This is a genomic window from Kitasatospora sp. NPDC043949, assembly GCF_056435365.1.
The window spans coordinates 94,183-116,124 of sequence record NZ_JBWKEQ010000006.1 but is presented as its reverse complement, the minus strand read 5'-3'; the positions used below and the strand labels follow the sequence as shown (position 1 = coordinate 116,124).

At 73.7% G+C, this 21,942-nt stretch carries 9 protein-coding genes; 8 read left to right on the top strand and 1 reads right to left on the bottom strand.

What is annotated here, in order from left to right:
• Positions 1–455 precede the first annotated feature (455 nt).
• The 4 genes from AC07AL_RS07770 to AC07AL_RS07755 all read left to right on the top strand — a co-directional run bounded on the left by AC07AL_RS07770 (position 456) and on the right by AC07AL_RS07755 (position 8,755).
• Positions 456–4,835: a LamG-like jellyroll fold domain-containing protein gene (locus tag AC07AL_RS07770; protein WP_478317177.1), complete on the top strand. Its 4,380-nt coding sequence runs from the start codon at positions 456–458 to the stop codon at positions 4,833–4,835.
• Positions 4,836–4,992: 157 nt separating this feature from the next.
• A complete protein-coding gene (locus AC07AL_RS07765) occupies positions 4,993–5,526 on the top strand; it encodes a PadR family transcriptional regulator (RefSeq protein WP_363374032.1) in 534 nt (177 codons plus the stop codon).
• A 2-nt stretch (positions 5,527–5,528) separates the two neighbouring features.
• Positions 5,529–6,209 (top strand): ABC transporter ATP-binding protein, encoded by a 681-nt coding sequence (locus AC07AL_RS07760; RefSeq protein ID WP_363585174.1) that lies wholly within the window; start codon positions 5,529–5,531, stop codon positions 6,207–6,209.
• The gene (locus AC07AL_RS07755; RefSeq protein WP_478317176.1) at positions 6,206–8,755 is read left to right on the top strand and encodes an ABC transporter permease; all 2,550 of its coding nucleotides are present in this window, start codon (positions 6,206–6,208) and stop codon (positions 8,753–8,755) included. Before AC07AL_RS07760 ends, AC07AL_RS07755 begins: the two co-directional genes overlap by 4 nt.
• Positions 8,756–8,815: 60 nt before the next feature.
• Here the strand turns inward: AC07AL_RS07755 and AC07AL_RS07750 are convergent, their stop codons facing one another.
• Positions 8,816–9,799 (bottom strand): helix-turn-helix transcriptional regulator, encoded by a 984-nt coding sequence (locus AC07AL_RS07750; RefSeq protein ID WP_363623297.1) that lies wholly within the window; start codon positions 9,797–9,799, stop codon positions 8,816–8,818.
• 373 nt (positions 9,800–10,172) lie between these two features.
• On the opposite strand from AC07AL_RS07750, the gene AC07AL_RS07745 reads away from it, so the two are divergent.
• The 4 genes from AC07AL_RS07745 (at position 10,173) to AC07AL_RS07730 (ending at position 21,911) form a co-directional block, all read left to right on the top strand.
• On the top strand, positions 10,173–11,369 hold the full coding sequence (locus AC07AL_RS07745) for an IS256 family transposase (protein ID WP_478317199.1): 1,197 nt from the start codon (positions 10,173–10,175) through the stop codon (positions 11,367–11,369).
• A gap of 362 nt (positions 11,370–11,731) precedes the next feature.
• Entirely contained in the window at positions 11,732–11,860 is a 129-nt protein-coding gene (locus AC07AL_RS07740; RefSeq protein ID WP_363585182.1) for a hypothetical protein, read from the top strand.
• Positions 11,861–11,921: 61 nt separating this feature from the next.
• The gene (locus tag AC07AL_RS07735; RefSeq protein WP_363585184.1) at positions 11,922–12,134 is read left to right on the top strand and encodes an MbtH family protein; all 213 of its coding nucleotides are present in this window, start codon (positions 11,922–11,924) and stop codon (positions 12,132–12,134) included.
• Positions 12,135–12,332: 198 nt separating this feature from the next.
• On the top strand, positions 12,333–21,911 hold the full coding sequence (locus AC07AL_RS07730; RefSeq protein ID WP_478317175.1) for an amino acid adenylation domain-containing protein: 9,579 nt from the start codon (positions 12,333–12,335) through the stop codon (positions 21,909–21,911).
• Positions 21,912–21,942: the final 31 nt, after the last annotated feature.

Here is a 21,942-nt window from a genome sequence, read left to right as displayed (position 1 = left end):
GACACGAGAGCTTCGACGCCGCCCTGGTGGCGGCGCTCCCCTCCCCGCCGACCACGGCAAACGGACACGACGAACAGACACCGTTACCCCCCATAGGTAGCCACGCCTCAGCTAGGGCGTGGACAGACGACTGTGGCGGACAGTAGGGGGTAATGCGGCCCCGGGTCGAGGAGTCGACCGATCAAGACGTGTGGTGATTCATGTCACAGGGGAACCAAAGCGGTTCGCCCACCCCCAAACCAGACAGTCGAACACCTAAATGAGTTGACCATCAGTTTGCCATTGCGCGATCTTGCTGGCGCCCCCTGCCCGCGCCTTTACCCATCGGCCAGGGGGCGGACCCGATTGTCGTACCGAGGGGGGAACCTCACCACATGCCCGCTGCTCCGCCCGGCGCCCGCTCCTGCACACGCCTTCGTCCACGGACCCCGTCCGCGCGCGCATCCGCCGCGGCCGTGGGCCTCGTCCTGGCCCTGACCTCGGTGGCACCCGTCGCGTTCGCCGCCCCGGTGCCCACCACGCCCACCACCACACCCGGAACGCTTCCCCCGGACGTGCTGACGGCCATGGCCGCCGCAGACGCCAGGCAGACCAAGGAGAAGCCTCCGGCTGCGGCCGCCGACCGGGCGATCGCCCAGGCCAAGTCCACCGGCAAGCCCGTCCCCGTACCCGAACTGACGGACGAGTACAGCGAAACGGTCGCCACTCCCGCGGGCCACCTCTCCCGTTCCCAGCACGCCGACCAGCAACGCGTCAGGCGGCAGGACGGCGTCTGGGCCGCGCTGGACGCCAAGCTCGTCGCCGACCCGGCGGGCGGCTACCGCCCTCGGACCGCCTCCTCCGGAGTCCACCTGTCCGGTGGCGGCAGCGGCCCCCTCGGCACGCTGACCAGCCCGGACGGCGAGAAGCTCGTCATCGACTCGCCGTTCCCGCTGACCAAGCCGGCCCTCGACGACGACGGCGACGGCCTGGTCTACCCCGACGTCGCCCCCGGCATCGACCTGAAGGCCACCGCCGACAAGTTCGGCGGCCTCAGCACCGTCCTGATCGTCAAGACCGCCGAAGCCGCCAACAACCCGCAGCTGAAGAAGATCCGCTTCGGTACCACCGGTCAGGGCGTCACCGTCAAGGACGACGGGTCCAACAACCTCACCGCCACCGGCAAGGACGGCAAGGTCCGCTGGCACGCCCCAGCCCCTCGGATGTGGGACAGCTCAGGCGGCGCGGCCGGCACCGTCCCCGCAGCCACTGCCGGCAAGGCCGCCGCGGCCGCGCAGGCCGCCCCGGCCGACGGCGACGGCGCGGCCCAGGCCGGTGTTCCCGCCAAGTCGGACAAGCCCAGTAGCGCGGACGGGCCCGGTACGGGCGCCAGGGTCGCGACCATGCCCACCACGGCCTCCGGCGACGCCGTCGAGCTGACCACCGACGCCTCGGTGCTCGGCAAGGGTCAGGGCCCCTGGTTCATCGATCCCGGGTGGATCTACGACTCCCGCAGCGGCAACGCCTGGACCTGGACCCAGCAGGCGTACCCGAAGACGCCCCGCTACGGGCAGACCACCGCCTCCGACGGCCAGTACGCCCGTCCCGGCGTCGGGTACCAGGGATACCAGGTCGACAAGGGAATCGAGCGGTCCTACTTCCAGATCGACACCCGCGGATTCGGCGGCACGGTCATCAACAAGGCCACCATGTCGGTCTGGGAGTACGAGTCCTCGGACTTCTCCTGCACCAACACCTATCCGGTGGACCTCTACTTCACCGGGCCGATCGACAACCAGACCACCTGGAACAACCCGCCCGCCGTGGTGGGCGGCCGACTCGGCCGCGCCGACGTCGCCGGCTCCGGCGGCAGCGGCTGCTACGACAACCGCGAGTTCCAGTACGACGTCACCTCCGTCTACCGGGAACGCGCCGCCACCCACGACAACCTGACCTTCGGCGTGTTCGCCGGCGACGAGTCCAACAAGATGGCCTTCAAGCGCCTGACGTACAACCCGGTGGTGGTCGTCGAGTACGACCGCGCACCGGACACCCCGACCAACACCTACGTCTGGCCGCCGCCGGGCACGGCGTCGCCGTGGGCCGAGAACCAGGGCTGCGACGGTTCCTCGGTCGGCTGGCTCGGCGCGGGCAGCAACTTCAACGGCGCGGTGTCCCTGAACGCCACCGTGCACAGCCCGGTCCAGAACTCGCTCTACTCGTGGTCGAAGATCTGGGACTACAACCTCCCGGGCGCGCCCGAGGTCGACTCCGGGAAATCGGGTCTGGTCGGCAACGGAGGCAACGCCGCCTTCCAGGTGCGCTCCGACGTGATCAAGGACGGGCACGTCTACGGCTGGGGCTCCTTCGCCACCGACGACTTCACCTCGTCGGGATACGCCCCCGCATGCCGCTTCGGGGTCGACCTGACTCCCCCGAGCCTGTCCGTCCCCGACGTCTACACCGCTCTTCCCGAGAGCTCGCTCGCCGACCACTTCCCGCCGTCCGGCAACGGACAGGTGACCAGGAAGAAGGCCTGGGAGTGGGGCATCGTCCCCTTCACCGCCGCCGACACCGCCCCCAACGGCGGCACGCCGTCGGGTGTCACGTGCGCCCGGTGGTCCTGGGACCCGCAGCTCTCCGGCGCCCAGTGGCAGTGCGGATCCGCCCTCCCGCAGGGCGGCGTCAGCGTCCTGCCGGGCCGCTGGGGCACCAACATCGTGTACCTCCAGGTGATGGACAACGCCCGCAACGTCTCGCCGGTGGCCCAGTACGCGTTCTACGTCCCGTGGAACCCGGACGGCCCGCCGCCGGTCTTCGGCGACGTCACCGGTGACGGTGCGCCCGACATCGTCACCCCCGACCAGTCGGGCGACCTGCGCGCCTACGCCGTGGCCGGCAACCCGCTCGCCAAGAGCCCTGCCGTCTCCCTCGTCGCCAAGCGCGACGACTCACCCACCGGACGGGGCTGGGCCGACATCCAGTTCGCCCACCGCGGCACGCTGACCGGCGGCAACAACATCGACGACATCGTCGCCCACGCCCCCGGTGACAAGGACCTCTACCTCTACGGGAATCCGGGCAACACCGGCTACTACGGCCGGGTCGACGCGAGGTCGGTCCTCCCGAAGCCGAAGTGCGTCACGACGGCCAGCGAGGACTGCTCCTGGCTCACCGCCACCGGATACAACGCCACCGACTGGTCCACCACCCTCCGCGTGGCCGCACTCGGCGACCCGGCGAACACGGACCTCGACTACAAGCTGCAGTTCAAGAACAAGAGCGGCCTGCTCACCGTCGAGAGCACCGCCAACGGCGCCGACGCCGCCCTCTGGTACTACCCCGCGACCAGGCTCCAGACCCTCGGCAAGCCCGTCCGGCTCGCCGCCTCCGGGTGGAAGGACAAGGAGCTCATCGCCCCCGGCGACTGGGCCAAGCAGGGCCACCCAGGCCTGTGGGCCCGGAACCTGGAGGCAGCCGCAGACGGCGGCAAGGGCACTCTGCTCGCCTACACCTTCACCACCGGGACAGTGGTGTCCACCGACCGCAACGGCAGGCCCGTACTGGACAGCAGCGGGAACACCGCCACCGTCCCGACGCTGACCCAGATCTCCAGCCCGGTCACGATCGGCTCCGTCTCCCCGGACACCTGGCCGACGCTCGGCTCGGACGGGGACCTCACCGGCAACGGCGCGGCCGGTCTCTGGGGCAAGCGCGGCAACGGCCAGATCGACATCTGGTGGGGCGCGCCCACCAACCCCGGCAGCCCCAACGCCGCCTTCACCTGGCAGGCCGGACCGACCCAGGCCGCGGACACCTCCGTGAACCCGCTCTGGTGGGCACTCGACGGCACCTCCGCCGTCGACAGCAACGCCGCCAACGCGCTCTACCCGAGCACGTTCGCCCGCACCACCGACCACAACGGCGCCGCGGGCAAGGCGACCGTCCTCGACGGCAACACCCTCTACCGCAGCACCAACCAGGCCAACATCGACACCGGCCAGAGCTACACCGTCGCCGCCTGGGTCAAGGTCAACAACACCAACGGTTACCAGACCGCCGTCTCCCTGACCGGCAACGAGCGCAGTCCGTTCTACCTGCAGTACTCGGCGACGTACGGCAAGTGGGCCTTCAACCTGCCCTCGTCGGACCAGCTCCGCCCCACCACGTACTACGCGGCCGTCGACTCCGAGCAACCCCAGATCGGCGTCTGGACCCACCTCGCCGGGACGTTCAACTCGGACACCCAGACCGCGACGCTGTACGTCAACGGCCGAGCGGCCGGAAGCGCGAAGGTCCCTGCGGGCTGGAAGGCCAACGGCAGTCTGAACATCGGCGGGGAGACCACCGCCCGGTACCCCGGGCCTGACGGCCGCGTGAACGGCGCGGTCAGCGACGTCCGGATCTACCCGTACGCGTTCACCGACCAGCAGGCCAACTCGCTCGCCACGGCCGGCTCCAGCGTCCAGATCCAGAGCGCCTACAACCCCGGCAGGTGCATCGACAGTTGGGGCGGTTCCGTCGGCACGGCGGTCGCCTTCTACAACTGCTACAACGGCAACGCCCAGCACTTCACCCTGACCACCGACAACAAGTTCAAGGTCTCCGGCACCGACCGGTGCATCACCACCAACGACAAGCCGGCCGGCAACGGCACCAAGGTGTCCTTCCAGACCTGCGCCGCCGATGACGCGCAGACCTGGGTCCGTCGCTACGACGGCACGCTCTACAACCCGATCTCCGACAAGTGCCTCGAACTGCCCGGTTGGGCCGACGCGAACGGCACCGCGCTCGGGGTCTGGTCCTGCACCGCCAATGCCAACCAGCGTTGGCTGGTGCGCGCCCAGGCGTCCTGACCGCCAGGCCCACGGTCTGAACTGACCCGGGCACCGAACCGCTCCGGCCTCCCCGAGTCCTGCTCGGGGAGGCCGCGGCCGTGTCGGCGCCGGCGGCCGGACCCGAGGGGGCCCGCTATACACCTGTGTGTATACATGGCCTGTATAGTCCCGGAGCATGTCACTCGGACAGCTGTTCCTCGGCCTGCTGGAGACCCAGCCCCGCCACGGATACGACATCAAACGCCTCCATGACGAGCACTTCGGGCGCGACCGCGGCCTGCACTACGGGCAGGTGTACGCGACGCTCTCCCGGCTGCTGAAGAACGGGCTGGTGGTGGTCGACGGCGTCGAGGCCGGCGACGGCCCGGAGCGCAAGCGGTACGCGATCACCGACGCCGGGGTCACCGACCTCGCCAACTGGCTCGCGCACCCGGAGAGCCCGCAGCCGTACCTGCAGAGCACGCTCTACCAGAAGGTCGTGCTCGCCCTCCTGACCGGCCGCTCCGGCGCCGACGTCCTGGACGCGCAGCGGGCCGAACACCTCAAGGAGATGCGGGAGCTGACCCGCCGCAAGCTCACCGGTGACCTCACCGACCAGCTGATCTGCGACCACGCCCTGTTCCACCTGGAAGCCGACCTGCGCTGGCTGGAGCTCACCGCCGCCCGCCTGGACGAACTCGCCGCCCGCATCACGGAGTCCCAGCGTTGACCATGTCCGAACCCCTGCTCGCCGCCCACGACCTGCACAAGAACTTCGGGCTCACCCCGGCGCTCGGTGGGGCCTCGCTCACCGTCGCAGCCGGCGAACTCGTCGCCGTGATGGGCCCGTCGGGCTCCGGCAAGTCCACCCTGCTGCACTGCCTCGCCGGGATCACCCGACCCGACAGCGGTCGCCTCCGCTACCGGGATCGCGACCTCACCGCCTGTTCCGACGCCGAGCTGAGCGCCCTGCGGCGCACCGAGTTCGGCTTCCTGTTCCAGTTCGGCCAGCTCGTCCCGGAACTCTCCTGCCTGGAGAACGTCGCGCTCCCGCTGCGCCTCAACGGACTGCGCCGCCGGGCCGCCGAGGCCCGGGCCCGCGAATGGTTGGAGCGCCTGGAGGTCGACGACGTGGCCGCCAAGCGCCCCGGCGAGGTCTCCGGCGGCCAGGGGCAGCGGGTCGGCGCCGCCCGGGCCCTGATCACCGGGCCCAAGGCGGTCTTCGCCGACGAGCCGACCGGCGCGCTCGACTCCCTCAACGGCGAGCGGGTGATGAAGCTGCTCACCCAGGCCGCCCGGGAGAGCGGGGCCGCCGTCGTCCTGGTCACCCACGAGGTCAGGGTCGCCGCCTACGCCGACCGCGAGATCGTCGTCCGCGACGGCCGCACCCGCGACCTGGCGGGCGCGATATGAGCAGTTCCACCACGAGCGGCCCCGGCGTGAGCAGCCCCGACACCAGTAGCCCCGACGCGAACATCCCCGCCGCCGACCGGGTCCGCTCGCCGTTCCTGGACCAGCTCGGCCTCGGCGTGCGGCTGGCCCTCACCAACGGACGGGACGGCTGGGGGCGGCTGCTGCTCACCGCCTGCGGCGTCGGCCTGGGGGTGGCGCTGCTGCTGTTCACCGCCTCCTTCCCCGGCATCGTCCAGCACCGCAACGAGCGCCTGTACGTGCAGAACGACACCTTCCGCGACGAGGACCTGCCCACGCCCGGCGACCGGACGGTCCTCATCGCCACCGCCGACACCACCTTCCGGGGCACCGCTATCCGCGGACGGGTCGTCCAGCCCGAGGGCCCGGACGCGGCGCTCCCGCCCGGAGTGGCCGCGTACCCGCCGCCGGGGCGGATGGTCGTCTCGCCCGCCCTGGCCGAGCTCCTGAAGGACCCGGCCAACCAGCTGCTGCGCGACCGCCTCCCCTACCCGGTGGTCGGCGGCATCGGCCCGGACGGCCTGCTCGGCCCCGGCCAGGCCGGCTACCTGCTCGGCAGCGACCGGCTCTCGCGGGACGCCGGAGCCTCCCGCATCACCTCGTACGGCCACTTCTCTCCGCCCAAGCCGATGGACCCCCGGCTGATCCTGCTCAACGCGGTCGGCCTGACCGTGATGCTCGCCCCGGTCGGCGTCTTCCTCGCCGCCGCCGCCCGCTTCGGCGGCGAACGGCGCGACCGCAGGCTCGCCGCGCTGCGCCTGGTCGGCGCGGACCGCCGGATGACCGCCCGGCTCGCCGCCGGGGAGTCCCTGGTCGGCGCGGTGCTGGGCCTGGTCGCGGGCGCGGCGCTGTTCCTGCTCGGCCGGCGGCTGACCGGCCACCTGCGGCTCGCGGGCTTCAGCTTCTACCCCGAGGACATCGCGCCGCACCCCGCCATCGCCGCCGCGATCGCCGTGGTCGTGCCGCTCCTCGGCATCGGCGTGAGCCTGCTGGCGATGCGCCGGGTCACCGTCGACCCGCTCGGCGTGGTCCGCCGGTCCGGCCCCGGCCGGCGCCGGATCGGATGGCGGCTGGCGCTGCCGCTGGCCGGCCTCGCCCTGACGGCGCTCGCGCTGGCACTGCCCACGCAGTACAACCCGTCCGGGATAGGGCGCACCGCCGTCTTCAACTCCGTTCAGGACACGCGTGGTTCGCTGCTGGTCGCGTTCGGCGTGCTGCTGATGCTGGTGGGCGTCTGCACCCTGCTGCCCTGGCTGGTGGAGGCCGCCACCCGGCGCTCCGGCGGCGGTGTGTCCTGGCAACTCGCCATCCGAAGGCTCCAGTTGAGCTCGGGCCCCGCCTCGGCCGCGGTCAGCGGCGTGGTCGTCGCCGTCGCCGGGGCGATCGCCCTGCAGACGCTCTTCCTCGGTGTCAGCGCGAGCTACGAGGACCGCCCCGGCCCCCGCGCCGCGGTCGGGCCGTACCAGCAGTCGGTGTCCTTCCCCGGCGGCGGCCCGCAGGCCGACCGGCTCGCCGACTCGCTGGCGCGCTCTCCCGGGGTGCGGGCCACCGCCGCCTACACCGAGTTCGCCCTGGAGACCCCCACCGCCAAGCTCTGGGACCTGCCCGCCGTCCGGATCGCCGACTGCGCCGTGCTGCGCGGCTTCGCGACCCTGCCCGACTGCAAGGACGGTGACGCCTTCGCCGTCCAGGGCCGGACCACCCGACCGGACGCCGGCACGGACGTCGGCACGAGCGGCGGCGCGAGCGCGGGCACGGACGTCGGCACGAACACCGGCCCGAACACCGGTCCGAACACCGGCGCGGACGCCGCCGCCGCAACCAAGCCCGGCACGACCGTCCACGCCGCCTTCTTCCGCGGTGACGGCGAGCCGCCGTCCTGGCCGCTGCCCGCCGTGACGGCCACCGTCGAGCCCGTCGAGGGCTCCGACCCCAACGGGCGGATCGGCTCCGGCCTGCTGCTCCTCACCCCGGGCGCCGCCCCGGCCGCCGCACTGCGCGGCCAGCCCGCGACCGTCCTGGTCGCGATGGCCCCCGGGTTGCCGGACCCGAAGGAGCAACTCGCCACCGACGTCATGGCGATCGACCCGCAGGGCGTCGCCGGGTCCCCGCTCGACCGCACCCTCGACCCGACCTACCTCGCCGTCAAACGCCTGCTCACCGCCGGCTCCGCCGTCACCCTGCTGCTGGTCTCCCTCAGCCTGCTGGTCGGCCAGCTGGAGCGCTTCCGGGAGCAGCGCCGCATCCTCGGCGTGCTGAGCGCCGTCGGCACCCGCCGCCGGATCCTGGGCCTGTCGGTGCTGTGGCAGACCCTCGTCCCGATGGCCCTGGGCATGCTGCAGGCCGCCGTCGGCGGCCTGCTGATGGGAGCCGTCCTCCAGTACACGGCGGGCCTGCCCTTCGCCCTCGACTGGGGCTCCATGCTGGCCATGTCCGCGATCGCCGCCGGCGCCGTCCTCCTCACGACCGCGCTCGGCCTGCCGCAGCTCCTGCGCCTGATGCGGCCGGCCGAACTGCGCTACGAGTAGCACCGGCCGCCGGGGGCCGTCCCGCCGAGCGACGGCGACGGCCCCCGGTGCCGGTGCCGGTCACAGGTCGTCGAGGGGTTCGTCCAGGACGCCCTCGCGGGCAATGATGTAGCCGAGGTGGCCGCGGCTGCGGCTGCCGAGGAGTTCGCTGGCCTTCTGGATGTGGCTGGAGACCGTACGGGTGCTCATGCCGAGGCGGGAGGCGATGGCCTCGTCGGTGTAGCCGTTGACCATCAGGCGCAGGACGTTCTGGCGGGTGCGGTCGGTGAGCAGCTGGGGGCGGTGCCGGCCCTCCAGGTAGGTGACCGGCTCGGCGCGTTCCCACATCAACTCGTAGATCTTGAGCAGGTACTCGACCAGCGGTGGGAACTGGATGAGCATCGCGGCGGCCTCGCGGTCGGCCGCGGCCGGGACGAAGGCCGTGGAGCGGTCGCAGATGATCACCCGGTCGAACACCTCGTTCAGGGTGCGTATCCGGGCGCCCTGGGCCGTGACCTGCTCGATGTAGGCGAGCGTCGGGCCGTGCGAGCGCACGGTGTGCTGGTAGAGGGTGCGCTGGCGCACGCCGCGCCCGGCGAGGGCGAGGTCGCGCGGGAGGGCGTCCGCGAGGTGCTCGGGGCTGCGGCCGCCGCCGGGCTGGGCGGTGCGCAGTTCCTCGGTGCAGGCGGCGACGGCCTTCTCCAGCGCGGGGTTGATCTCCTCGCCCGTCAGGAGGCGGACCGGCAGCTGGGCCCGGCGCATGACGTCCTGGTAGGCGCGGTCGGCGGCGGTGAAGGCGGTGCGCAGTTCGGCGAGCCGCTCCTGGTGGCCCAGCACGGCGAGTTCGATCGGCCGGGTCAGGCCGGTGGCCGCGATGTCGGGCGGGACGGGGGTCAGTCGCTCGCCGGAGCCGGGTACGGAGCGCAGCAGGCCCATCGCGAGCAGGCACTCGGGGGCGTCTCCGGTGGCGCAGCCCTCGGCCAGCGCCACCCGGTAGAACTCGATCCCTCGGTCACAGAGCTGCGGTGTCCCCATTCCCGCGCTGTTGTCCTGGGATAGACACATCTGGGCATCCTTCCGGCTTCGGCATTGCGGTTTCACGAATGCCCGTACCGGCCACCGCAAGGCATCTGAAATGGCAGGATGGAAATCACCTGTCGTTCGGAAGCCGTCCCCCCGGGCTCTGACTGCCGTGAGTGTACGCCCAAGTGGCGCGGAAATCAGCGGTCGACGGCGAAGCCGAGCGCGCCCGGAGGCGGGGAAGCCGACCGCGGCAGTGGCGGACCCGAGCGCACCCGGCCGCGGTGACAGGCGGACGGCCGCCGTCTCGTGACTGTCGCCCCGTCAGGGCGGCCGGGGCGGACGGCCGGCGGACGAACGGCCGACAGACGGAGGGCACCCCTTGTTGCGAGCTGATCCCGGCCCGGCGGTCCCGCCCGTGGACCTGGCCGAGCTGGTGGACCAGCGGCTGGTACGGCAGTTGGCGGAGGCCGCCGCCGAGCAGGTCGGCTCCGGCGCGATCCGGCTGCTGGGCGACGGCGGGCTGTTCCAGACGCTCGCCAAGCAGCTGATCGAGCACGCCCTGGAGCTCGAACTCCAGGAGCACCTGCGTGGGGCCGAACCCGGCGCCAACGTCCGCAACGGTGCCCGGGCCAGACGGCTGCTCACCGAGGTCGGCCCGGTCGAGGTGCGGGTGCCCCGGGACCGCCAGGGCAGCTTCACCCCCCGGGCCGTCCGCCCCCGGGCCCGCCGGCTGCCCGGCCTCGACCGACTGGTCATCTCGCTCACCGCGCGCGGCCTCAGCTCCGGCGAGCTGGTGGCGCACCTGGCCGAGGTGTACGGCGTGGAGCTCAGCCGGGAGACCGTCTCCGCCATCACCGACCAGGTGCTCGACGAGCTCGACGAGCGGCGCCGGTGCCCGCTCGACCCCGTCTACCCGGTGGTCTTCCTCGACGCGGTGCGCAGCGGCCGCTCGGGCGGCCCGCTGGTGCACCTGGCGCTCGGGATCTCCGCCGACGGCGGGCGCGAGGTCCTGGGCCTGTGGCCGGCCACGGACGGGGAGCACTGGCCGCAGGTGCTGGCCGAGCTCACCGAGCGCGGGGTGCGCGAGGTCTGGGTGCTGGTCGGCGACACCGGCGGGGGCCTGGCCGAGGCGGTGGCGGCGCGGTGGCCGCGCACCCTGGTGCACGGCTCGATGGCCCACCTGCTGCCCGCCGCGCTGCGGCACGCGCCCGGCGAGGACTGGGGTGCGCTCGCACGGACGCTGCGCGAGATCTGTGCCGCGCCCACCGAGCGGGCGGCGATGGCGCGGCTGTCCCGGGCCGAGCGGGAGTGGGGTCCGGGCCACCGCGAGGTGTTCCGGGTGTGGCGGTCGGCCTGGCCGCTGCTCGCCGCCGGCTTCCGCTTCGGCCCCGAGGCGCGGCGCCTGCTCGCGGGCGGGGGCGCGCTGGAGCGGCTGCACGCCCGGCTGCGCCGGATCGAGCAGGCCTCGGGCCGGGTGCAGGACGAGCGGGCCGCGCTCAAGCGCGCCTACCTGGCGACGATCGCCCTGGAGTCACCCGCCTCGGCGGGGCGGACGTGGACCGGTGACTGGCCCGCCGTCCGCGAGGAACTGCGCCGGGGCTCCCACTTCTGACGCTCCGTGAACCATTGTCCTGACGCTCCGTAACCCCCGCCCCCGCGGCGGCTTCGGCGGCTTCCGGGGGCCGGGGCCGCCCTCGCCGACGCGCCGGGCGGGCGGGCGGTTGACCGAAACCCTCGCCAGTGACCTGTTCCCACCACTGATCTGACAGTGCCAGGCACTCTTTGGATCAGATCTGTCTGTTTTTGACATGATCTGTTCGAGCTTCCGGTTCCCGCAATGCGTGTTCCCGATCATGGCCAGAGCTTCCACCCCCGTTTGAGCCTCGGCAGGATGAATTTCCGAGCGAAGAGGGCCGACCGCCCCCTCGGAAAAAGGAATTAACGATGAAGAATCTTGCCGTTCGCATTCACCATATGCTCGGGATTCTCGCCGTTCTGCTGGTCGCCGGACTGGGCGTCCAGAGCAGCGCCGACCCGTACTCGCCCCTGGCCGCCGCCACCCCCGTCTCGGCGCCCAACGCCGACTCCGGCTGGGGTCCGTGAGCCGCGCTCCGGCGTAATTCCCCCCTCCCCGAAATTTCTCCGAACAAAGAGGAAACCGACGATGGCGAACCCGTTCGAGGACCCCGACGCCAGCTACCTCGTCCTGGTGAACGACGAGGGCCAGCACTCGCTGTGGCCGGTCTTCAGCCCGGTGCCCGACGGCTGGCAGCAGGTCTTCGGCGCCGCCGGCCGGCAGGACTGCCTCGACTACGTCGAACAGCACTGGCAGGACCTGCGGCCGAAGAGCCTGCTCGCCCAGCAGTCCGGCCACTGACCGCGACAGCCCAGCGCTGAAGCCGCACCACCAGAACAGCCGGAACTGCCAGAACCGCGCCACCACGCCACCACCAGAACCGCGCCACCACGCCACCGCACCGCCGCTCCATCGACCGCCCGGGCCGACCGCCCCGAAGGTCGCCGAGCAAGCCGTTCCCGCCACCGCGGGGGCCAGCCGTACGAGGGAGAGAGTCACATGTCCGGGGTCCAGCAGACGCACAGAGCCGACCGGCGGCCGACCCTGACCGCGCTGGTCGACGCCCAGACGTCCCGCACCCCGCAGGCCCCCGCCCTGTACGCCGAGGGCACCACCCTCACGTACGCCGAGCTGGACGCCCGCGCCAACCGGCTGGCCCGGGTGCTCGCGGCCCGCGGCCTGGGCACCGAGGACATCGTCGCGCTCGCCCTGCCGAAGTCCCCCGAGGCCGTCGCCGCGATCCTCGCCGTGGCCAAGACCGGCGCCGCCTGGCTGCCCGCCGACCCGGCCTACCCCGCCGAGCGGCTGCGCCACATGCTGGCCGACTCCCGCGCCGCCCTGGTGCTCACCACCGCCGAGGCCGCCGCCCAGCTGCCCGAGACCGGCGCCCCCCGGCTGCTGCTCGACTCCCCCGGGCACCTCGCCGAGCTGGCCACCCGGCCCGGCACCCCCTTCACCGCCGCCGAGCGGGTACGGCCGCTGAGCGCCGGGAACACCGCGTACGTGATCTACACCTCCGGCTCCACCGGAGTGCCCAAGGGCGTGGCCGTCACCCACACCGGGCTGCCCAGCATGATCGACACGCAGGTCGCCGCCACCGGGGTCGGCCCCGGCAGCCGGGTGCTCCAGGCCGCCTCGCTCAGCTTCGACGTCTCCGTCTCCGACCTGGCCGTGGCGCTCTCCACCGGCGCCGCCCTGGTGCTCCCCCGCGAGCAGAGCCAGCTGGTCGGCGAGCCGCTGGCCGCGCTGATCGAGCAGTACGGCGTCACCCACGCCGACATCGCCACCGCGATGGCGGCCACCCTGCCGGACGTGCCACTGCCCTCCCTGCGCACCCTGATCGGCGGCGGCGAGGCCATCCCGCGCGAACTGGCCGCCCGCTGCGGCCGCGACCGCCTGATGCTCAACAGCTACGGGCCGACCGAGACCACCGTCATCGTCACCATGAGCGAGCCGCTCACCGGCGAGGAGCAGCCCCCGATCGGCCACCCCTGCCAGGACGTGCGCATCCACGTACTGGACGAGCGGCTGCGCCCGGTCGAGCCGGGCACCGTGGGCGAGCTGTACGTCTCCGGCCCGCACCTGGCCCGGGGCTACCTCGGGCGCCCCGGCCTGACCGCCGAGCGCTTCGTCTCCTGCCCCTTCGGCGAGCCCGGCGACCGGATGTACCGCACCGGCGACCTCGGCAGCCACCGGCCGGACGGGCAGCTGGACTTCGTCGGCCGGGCCGACGACCAGGTGAAGATCCGCGGCTTCCGGGTGGAGCTCGGCGAGGTCGAGCAGGCCCTCTCCGCCCACCCCGAGGTGCGCCAGGCCGTGGTGCTGGTCCGCGAGGACCGCCCGGGCGAGCGCCGCCTGGTCGGCTACACCGTCGGCGCCGCCGACCCGGCCGAGCTGCGCGCGTACTGCGCCGAGCGGCTGCCCGACCACATGGTGCCCACCGTCGTGGTGCTCGACCGGCTGCCGCTCACGCCCAACGGCAAGGTGGACAAGCGCGCCCTGCCCGCGCCGGTCTTCGCCGCCGCCGAGGAGGGCGTCCGGGCCCCCGCCGGGGAGCTGGAGCACACCCTCGCCCGCCTGTTCGCCGAGGTGCTGGGCCTGCCCGCGGTGGGCGTCACGGACTCCTTCTTCGAGCTCGGCGGCGACTCCATCGTGGCCATCCGGCTCGTCTCCCGGGCCCGGAACGCCGGGCTCCAGCTCACCCCCCGCGAGGTGTTCCTCTCTCCGACCGTCGAGGCCCTGGCCCGGATCGCCCGGCCGCTGGAGGGACCGGTCGTCGCCGAACCCGCCGGGGCCGGCCTCGGCGAGGTGCCGCCGACGCCCATCGTGCACTGGCTGGCCGCGCAGCACGGCGCCGTCGAGAGCTTCTACCAGTCCACCCTGCTCACCCTCCCCGCCGGGAGCGGGCCCGAGCACGTGGCCACGGCCCTCCAGGCGCTGCTCGACCACCACGACGTCTTCCGCGCCCGCACCTCCCCGCTCGCCGAACGCCCCTGGACACTGCACGTCCCCGCCCCCGGCGCCGTCCCCGCCGGGACCGCGCTGCGGCACGTCGCGGGCCCGGCCACCGAGGAGGTGCTGCGCGCCGAGACCGAGGCCGCCCGCGAGCGCCTCTCGCCCGAGGACGGCCGGATGCTCCAGGCCGTCCGGTTCGACGCCGGGCCGGGCCTGCCCCCGCAGCTCCTGCTCGTGATCCACCACCTGGCGGTGGACGGCGTCACCTGGCGCATCGTCGAGGAGGACCTGCTCGCCGCGCTCGCCGCCGTCCGCGAGGGCCGGGCCGTGGCGCTGGCGCCGGTGCCCACCTCCTTCCGCCGCTGGGCCCAGCGGCTCACCGCCGAGGCCGGGACCGACCGCCGGGCCGCCGAACTCCCGCTCTGGGAGGCCGCCCTGGCCACCCCGGACCCGCTGCTCGGCGCGCGCCCGCTCGACCCGGCCCGGGACACCTACGCCACCGAGGGCGTCCTGCGGCTCGTGCTGCCCGCCGAGACCACCCAGGCGCTGCTGACCCGGGTCACGGCCGCCTACCACGCGCAGGTCAACGACGTGCTGCTCACCGCGCTGGCGCTCGCCCTCGGGCACTGGCGCGGCGAGGCGACCACCGGTCCGGACGGCGCCGTACTGGTGACCGCGGAGGGCCACGGCCGCGAGGAGATCGTCGACGGTGTCGACCTGCACCGCACCGCCGGCTGGTTCACCTCCCTCTACCCCGTCCGGCTCGCCCCCGGGGCGCTGCCCTGGTCCGAGGTCACCGCGGCCGGCCCCGGGCTCGGCCGGGCCCTCGGCCGGGTCAAGGAGCAGCTGCGCGCCGTCCCGGACAACGGCATCGGCTACGGCCTGCTGCGCCACCTCAACCCGGCCACCGCCGCCGTGCTGGAGGGGTACGCCGACCCGCAGGTCGAGTTCAACTACCTGGGCCGCTTCGCGCCGGAGGGCGTCACCGCCGAGGACGTGCTCGCCGGCACCGAGGCGATGAGCGAGGGTGCCGCGACCGGCCTCGCGCTCGGCCGGGTGCTCGGCCTGGACGCCACCACCGTCGACACCCCGCAGGGCCCGCTGCTGGTCGCCCAGTGGTCCTACGCCACCGGGCTGCTCGCCGAGGAGCGCGTGGCCGCGCTCGCCGAGGCGTGGTTCACCGCGCTGCGCGCGCTCGCCGAGCACGCCGACCGGCCGGACGCGGGCGGACACACCCCCTCCGACTTCCCGCTCGTCACACTCGGCCAGTCCGAGGTGGACCAGCTCGCCGAACACCACGCCCCCGACCGCCTGGTGGACGTCTGGCCCACCTCGCCGCTCCAGCAGGGCATGGCCTTCCACGCGGCGTACGACGCCGACGGCGCCGACGTCTACACCTCCGTCTGCACCTTCGACCTCACCGGCCCGGTGGACGCCGACCGGCTGCGCGCCGCCGCCGAGGCGCTGTTGCTGCGCCACCCGAACCTCAAGGCGGGCTTCCACCAGCGCCCCGACGGCCCGCCCGTGCAGGCCGTGCCGGACGGCGTCGAACTGCCCTTCACCGTCCTCGACCTGACGGCGCACGCCGACCCGCGGGCCGAGGCCGCGCGGATCGCCGCCGCCGAGTACGGCCGCCGCTTCGACCTCGCCCGGCCGCCGCTGCTGCGCTACACCCTGCTCACCCTCGCCCCCGGGCGCCACCAGCTGATCGCCGCCGCGCACCACATCCTGCTCGACGGCTGGTCCACCCCGCTGTTCGCCGAGGAGCTGTGGGGCCTGTACTTCCAGCAGCCGATGCCCCCGGCCGCCCCCTACCGCGAGTACCTGCGCTGGCTCACCCGGCGCGACGGCGCCGCCGCCCGCGCCGCCTGGGCCCAGGCACTGGCGGGCGCCGACGAGCCCACCCTGCTGGCCCCCGGCCGCTCCGCCGCCGCCCCGCAGCTGCCGCTGCGCCTGCACACCGGCCTCACCCCGGCGGCCACCGAGGCGCTGGCCCGCACCGCCCGCCGCTACGGCGTCACCCTCAACACCCTCGTCCAGGCCGCCTGGGGCGTGCTGCTGGCCCGGCTCACCGGGCGCGAGGACGTGCTCTTCGGCACCACCGTCTCCGGCCGGCCGCACGACCTACCGGGCGTGGAGCGGATGGTGGGCCTGCTCATCAACACCGTGCCGGTGCGCGTCACCCTCGACCCGGCCGAGACCTGGGGGCAGCTGCTGCTGCGCCTCCAGCACGAGCAGTCCGCGCTGCTGGACCACCAGCACCTCAGCCTCACCGAGATCCAGCAACTCGCCGGAATGGGAAGCCTGTTCGACACCGTCACGGTGTACGGCAACTACCCGGACCCGTCCGCCCTGGACGAGGCCGACCCGAGCGGCGCCACCCACGTCACCCTGGTCGAGGACGTCGACAGCGCGCACTACCCGCTGCTGCTGGCCCTCACCCCGGGCGACGGCCTCCAACTGCGCCTGGACCACCGGCCCGACGCCTTCACCCCCGCCGAGGCGCGCACCCTGCTGGACCGCTTCCTCGCCCTGCTCGACCGGATCGTCGCCGACCCGGCCGAACTCGTCGGCACCGTCCAGGTGTTGACCGAGGAGGAGCGCGAACGGCTGCTGACCGGCGGGACCGGCGCCACCGCGCCGCTGCCGGACGCCGCGCTGCCCGAGCTGTTCGAGGCGCGGGCCGCCGCGGCGCCCGACGCGGTCGCACTCACGGCCGGCGACGTCGAGCTGACCTACGCCGAACTCAACGCACGGGCCAACGGGTTGGCGGTGCGACTGGTCGAGGCCGGGGTCCGCCCGGAGACCCCCGTCGCACTGCTGATGGAGCGCTCGGCCGCCCTGGTGGTGGCGATCCTGGCCGTGCTCAAGGCCGGCGGCGCCTTCGTGCCGCTGGACGGCGCGCAGCCGGCCGAGCGCCTGCGGGCCGTCCTCGCGGACTCCGGGGCCCGGCTGGTGCTGGCCGACACCGCCCACCGGGCGCACCCCGCGACGGCCGGGCTGGACGTGCTCGACCCCTCGGACGCACTCGACCCCGAGGGCTACGAGACCGCCGGGAACCTCGGACTCCCCTTGAGCGCCGACCAGTTGGCGTACGTGATGCACACCTCCGGCTCGACCGGCGTGCCCAAGGGCATCGGCGTCACCCACCGGTCCGTGGTGGACCTCGCGCTCGGCGGGGCGTTCGCGGGCGGCGGCCACGAGCGCGTCCTGCTGCACTCCCCCGTCGCCTTCGACGCCTCCACCTACGAGCTCTGGGTGCCGCTGCTCTCGGGCGGCCGCGTGGTGGTCGCCCCGGCCGGACGGCTCGGCGTCGCCGAGCTGGCGACCGCGATCGGCCGGGGGCGGGTCGGCGCCGCCTGGATGACGGTCGGGCTCTTCAACGTGCTGGCCGCCGAGGCCCCGGAGACCTTCGCCGGGCTGCGCGAGGTGTGGACGGGCGGGGACATCGTCTCGCCGGCCGCCATCCGGCGGGTGCTGGAGCACTGCCCCGGCCTGCGGGTGGTGAACGGCTACGGGCCGACGGAGACGACCACCTTCGCGACCCGCCACCCGATGGCCGCCGCCGCCGAGGTGCCGGCCGCCGTACCGATCGGGCGGCCACTGCCCAACACCCGGGTGTACGCGCTGGACGCCGGACTGCGCCCGGTCCCCGTCGGCGTCGCCGGTGAGCTGTACGTCGCGGGCGCCGGGCTGGCCCGGGGCTACGTCGGCCGCGCCGGCCTGACCGCCGAGCGCTTCGTGGCCTGCCCCTTCGGCGAGCCCGGCGGCCGGATGTACCGCACCGGCGACGTGGTGCGCTGGACCACCACGGGCGAACTGGAGTTCGTCGGCCGCGCCGACGACCAGGTCAAGCTGCGCGGCTTCCGGATCGAACTCGGCGAGGTGGAGGCCGCGTTCACCGCCCACCCGGCCGTCGGCCAGGCCGTCGCCATGGTCCGCCAGGACCAGCCGGGCGACAAGCGCCTGGTCGCCTACGTCACGGGCCCCGTCCGGCCCGACGAACTGCGCGCCTTCGCCACCGACCGCCTGCCCGGCTACATGGTGCCCGCCGCGATCGTCGCCCTCGACGCGCTGCCCGTCACCCCCAACGGCAAGGTCGACCGCCGCGCCCTGCCCGCCCCCGACTACAGCGGCGCCGCCGCCGGCCGGGCCCCGCGCACCGGCATCGAGCAGGCGCTCTGCGCGCTCTTCGCCGAGGTCCTCGGATTGGCCTCGGTCGGCATCGACGACAGCTTCTTCGACCTGGGCGGCCACTCGCTGCTCGCCACCAAGCTGGTCAGCCGCGTCCGCACCGCCCTCGGCACGGAGCTGCCGATCCGCGCGCTCTTCGACCACCCGACGGTGGCCGCCCTGGCCGCCGCCCTGCCCGCCTCCGGCGCGGCCCGCCCGTCCCTGCGGCCCGCCACCCGACCGGAGCGCGTCCCGCTGTCCTCCGCGCAGCAACGCCTGTGGTTCATCGAGCAGTTCGAGGGACCGAGCGCGCTCTACAACACCCCCGTCGCCCTCCGGCTGACCGGCACCCTCGACCGCCCCGCGCTGGAAGGCGCGCTGCGGGACGTGGTGGCCCGGCACGAGGTGCTGCGCACCGTCTTCCCGACCACCGACGGCCAACCGCACCAACTGGTCGCCGAGGCCCCCGAGTCGATCCTTCGGACCATACCCGTGGCCACCGAGGAGGCGCTCCGGGCCGCCCTGGCCGAGGCCGGCGGGGAGGTCTTCGACCTCGCCCACGACCTGCCCGTCCGCGCCACGCTGTTCTCCCTCCCGCACGACGAGCACGTCCTGCTCGTCCTCATGCACCACATCGCCACCGACGGCTGGTCCGTCGCCCCGCTCCTGCACGACCTCGCCACCGCGTACCAGGCCCGGCTGGCCGGCGCCGAGCCGCAGTGGGAGCCCCTGCCGGTGCAGTACGCCGACTACGCCCTCTGGCAGCACGAACTCCTCGGCACCCCGCAACAACCCACCACCCTGCTCACCGAACAACTCGCCCACTGGCAGCAGGCGTTGTCCGGCCTCCCGGAGGAGCTGGCGCTCCCCTACGACCGGCCGCGCCCGACCGCTCCCAGCCACCGGGGCGGCTCCGCCGAGTTCGAGGTCGACGCCGAACTGCACACCGCCCTGGCCGAGTTGGCAGGCACGCAGAACGCCAGCCTCTTCATGGCCCTGCAAGCCGCCGTCGCCACCCTCTACACCCGCCTCGGCGCGGGCACCGACCTCCCGCTCGGCACCCCCGTCGCCGGACGCACCGACGAAGCCCTCGACGACCTGGTCGGCTTCTTCGTCAACACCCTGCTGCTGCGCACCGACACGTCCGGCGACCCCACCTTCCGCGAGTTGCTGGACCGCGTCCGCCGCACCGACCTCGACGCCTACGACCACCAGGACATCCCCTTCGAGCGCCTGGTCGAACACCTCAACCCCCCGCGCACCACCCGCCATCCCCTCTTCCAGTCGCTCGTCGCCCTGGAGAGCGGCCCGGCGGTGCCCGCCGCCTTCGGCGACCTGGCCTGCGCGGACCACCCCTTCGAGCTGGACGTGGCCAAGTTCGACCTGTCCTTCCGCTTCACCGAACAGGGCTCCCAGGCGGGCCTGTCGGTGGCGGTCGAGTACGCGGCCGACCTCTTCGACCACGCCACCACCACCGCCCTCGCCGAGCGGCTGCTGCGCGTCCTGCGCGCCGTCGCGGCCTACCCCGACATCCCGATCGGCAGCATCGAGATCCTCGACCCCGCCGAACGCGAGCACCTGCTCACCGGCTGGAACGGACCGACGACACCGGTGCCCGAGGCCACCCTGCCGCAGCTGTTCGAGACCCAGGCCGCCGCCACCCCCGACGCCCCCGCCCTGATCACCGGCACCGAACAGCTCAGCTACGCCGAACTCGACTCCCGGGCGGAACACTTGGCCGCCCACCTCGCCGAGTCGGGCGTCGGCGCCGACAGCCCGGTGATCCTCCTGATGGACCGCTCCGCCGACCTGGTGACGGCGATCCTGGCGGTGGCCAAGGCCGGCGGCACCTACGTCCCGCTGGACGACCGGCACCCGGCCGAGCGGCTGCGGCAGATCACCGCCGAGACGCGGGCGGCGCTCGTCCTGGTCGATCCCGCGCACCAGGGCCACCCGCTGGCCGCCGACGCCCCCTGCCCCGTCCTGCCGCTCACCGAGGGCTGGTTCGACGGCCCGCGCAGGCGGCGCACCCAGCCCGCCGGGCTCCACCCGGAGCAGCTCGCGTACGTGATGTTCACCTCCGGATCCACCGGGGTGCCCAAGGGCATCGCCATCACCCACCGGGACGTGGTGCAGCTCGCGACGGACCCGTGCTGGCACCACCCCGACGGACTGCGGGTGCTCTTCCACGCGCCGCACGCCTTCGACGCCTCGACCTACGAACTGTGGGCGCCGCTGCTCTCCGGCGGCCAGGTGGTCGTCGCACCGCAGGGCGACCTGGACGCCTCCGCCATCCGCGAGCTGGTCCGGGCCCACGGGCTCACCCACGTGCACGTCACCGCCGGGCTGTTCCGCGTCATCGCGGAGGAGGACCCGGGCATCTTCACCGGTGTGCGCGAGGTGCTGACCGGTGGGGACGTCGTCTCCGCCCCGGCCGTCCGCCGGGTGCTGGAGGCCGTCCCGGGCATCGCGGTGCGGGCACTGTACGGGCCGACCGAGACAACACTGTGCGCGACCCAGTTCCCGATGCCGACAGCCTCGGCGGTCCCGAACGTGGTGCCGATCGGCCGCCCGCTGGCCAACACCCGGACGTACGTCCTCGACACCGCACTACAGCCCGTACCCGCCGGCGTGGCAGGCGAGCTCTACATCGCCGGCGCCGGACTCGCCCGCGGCTACACCGGCCGCCCCTCCCTCACCGCCGAACGCTTCGTCGCCTGCCCCTACGGCCCGCCCGGTGAGCGGATGTACCGCACCGGCGACCTCGCCCGCTGGACCACCGACGGCGTCCTGGAATTCCTCGGCCGCGCCGACGACCAGGTCAAGATCCGCGGCTTCCGCATCGAACTCGGCGAAGTCGAAACCGCGTTCACCGCCCACCCCGCCGTCGGCCAAGCCCTCGCCCACGTCCGCGAAGACCAACCCGGCGACAAACGCCTCGTCGTCTACACCACCCTCACCACCACCTCCACCGGCAACGTCACCGGCAACGTCACCCCCGGCGAACTGCGCGCCGCCGTCACCGACACCCTCCCCAGCTACATGCTCCCCGCCGCCGTCGTCATCCTCGACACCCTCCCCGTCACCGCCAACGGCAAAATCGACCGCCGCGCCCTCCCCGCCCCCGACTACACCAGCACCACCGAAGGCCGCGCCCCCCGCAACACCACCGAACAAACCCTCTGCACACTCTTCGCCGACGTCCTCGGACTCACCACCGTCACCATCGACGACCGCTTCTTCGACCTCGGCGGCCATTCGCTGCTCGCCACCAGGCTGGTCAGCCGCATCCGCACCGCCCTCGGGACGGAGCTGCCGATCCGCACCCTGTTCGACGCTCCCACGGTCGCCGCCCTGGCCGCCGTCCTGCCCGGGCGCGAGCAGACAGCCGCGCCGAAGAAGGCCCGCCCGGCCCTGCGGCCGATGCGCCGCCCGGGCGGCCCGGCCTGACCTGCCGCCCACCTCGCGGCCCCGTCCACCA

What these genes read in the sequence shown, in the direction of transcription:
- AC07AL_RS07750 (WP_363623297.1), bottom strand. Translation starts at nt 9,799, where the DNA reads ATGTGTCTATCCCAGGACAACAGCGCGGGAATGGGGACACCGCAGCTC.
- AC07AL_RS07755 (WP_478317176.1), top strand. Translation starts at nt 6,206, where the DNA reads ATGAGCAGTTCCACCACGAGCGGCCCCGGCGTGAGCAGCCCCGACACC.
- AC07AL_RS07760 (WP_363585174.1), top strand. Translation starts at nt 5,529, where the DNA reads ATGTCCGAACCCCTGCTCGCCGCCCACGACCTGCACAAGAACTTCGGG.
- AC07AL_RS07740 (WP_363585182.1), top strand. Translation starts at nt 11,732, where the DNA reads ATGCTCGGGATTCTCGCCGTTCTGCTGGTCGCCGGACTGGGCGTCCAG.
- AC07AL_RS07735 (WP_363585184.1), top strand. Translation starts at nt 11,922, where the DNA reads ATGGCGAACCCGTTCGAGGACCCCGACGCCAGCTACCTCGTCCTGGTG.
- AC07AL_RS07765 (WP_363374032.1), top strand. Translation starts at nt 4,993, where the DNA reads ATGTCACTCGGACAGCTGTTCCTCGGCCTGCTGGAGACCCAGCCCCGC.
- AC07AL_RS07730 (WP_478317175.1), top strand. Translation starts at nt 12,333, where the DNA reads ATGTCCGGGGTCCAGCAGACGCACAGAGCCGACCGGCGGCCGACCCTG.